Origin of the sequence: Miniimonas arenae (genome assembly GCF_006351005.1) — a bacterium.
Lineage (GTDB): Bacteria > Actinomycetota > Actinomycetes > Actinomycetales > Beutenbergiaceae > Miniimonas > Miniimonas arenae.
This window is the reverse complement of sequence record NZ_VENP01000145.1, coordinates 1-1,112: the sequence shown is the minus strand read 5'-3', so window position 1 is coordinate 1,112 and position 1,112 is coordinate 1. Positions and strand designations below refer to the sequence as shown.

Sequence of the window (1,112 nt, the reverse complement as noted above, 5' to 3'; positions counted from 1 at the left end):
TCTTCGGCCGCACCTACGGGACCTACCTGTCGGGGACGATGCTCCTGCACGGCCGGGAGGTCGTGGCTTCCTCGGTGTCGTCCGCGATCGCGCAGGGCCTGGCGTACGTCCCCGAGGACCGCAAGACGCTGGGGCTCAACCTCCTCGACACGATCAAGCGGACGATCGTCTCCGCGAACCTGGCCGGCGTCGTCAAGCGCGGTCTGCTCGACTTCGAGAAGGAGTTCGAGGTCGCCGAGCACTACCGCAAGGCGCTGCGGATCAAGTCCCCGAGCGTCGACGTCGGCGTCGCGACGCTGTCGGGCGGGAACCAGCAGAAGGTCGTGCTCTCGAAGTGGATGTACCCGGATCCGGAGCTGCTCATCCTCGACGAGCCGACCCGCGGGATCGACGTCGGCGCCAAGTACGAGATCTACAAGCTGATCCAGGATCTCGCCGACCAGGGGAAGGCGGTCATCGTGATCTCCTCGGAGCTGCCGGAGCTGCTGGGGATCAGCGACCGCATCTACACGATCTGCGAGGGGCGCATCACCGGCGAGCTCCTCGCCGCCGACGCAGACCAGGAACAGCTCATGCGCCTCATGACAACGACCTCGACGACTGCCGCCTGACGGCGCACCGGACCCAAAGGACCTTCGGACGATGAAGTCACTCAAGCAGATTCTCGGCGGCGACCTCCGCCAGTACACGATGGTGGTCGCGCTCGTCGCGCTGCTCGTCGCGTTCCACATCGCCTCGGGCGGCCGCATGCTCACCTCCTCGAACGTGCAGAACCTGCTCTCGGGGAACGCGTACGTGCTGATCCTGGCGATCGGCATGGTCATGGTCATCGTGATCGGTCAGATCGACCTCTCGGTCGGGTCCGTGGCAGGCGTGGTGGGCATGTCAGCGGCGCTCAGCGCGCGCGACCTGCACTTTCCCTGGTGGCTCGCGATCCTGACCGGCCTCGTGATCGGGATCGCGATCGGTGCGTGGCAGGGCTTCTGGCTCGCGAAGGTCGGCATCCCCGGGTTCATCACCACGCTGGCCGGCATGATGATCTTCCGCGGCGTCGTGATCTGGCTCAGCAAGTCGATCAGCGTTCCCGTGCCGGACGAGTTCCGCTTCCTCGG

The 1,112-nt window shown here is 66.2% G+C and carries 2 protein-coding genes; both read left to right on the top strand.

Annotated features, from left to right (window positions below; translation table 11 throughout):
• A partial coding sequence (locus FH969_RS15010; RefSeq protein WP_139988019.1) for an ATP-binding cassette domain-containing protein occupies positions 1–611 on the top strand: 611 nt, incomplete at its 5' end.
• 31 nt (positions 612–642) lie between these two features.
• Positions 643–1,112 (top strand): ABC transporter permease subunit (locus FH969_RS15005; RefSeq protein ID WP_425462477.1); only part of this gene is annotated, 470 nt, incomplete at its 3' end.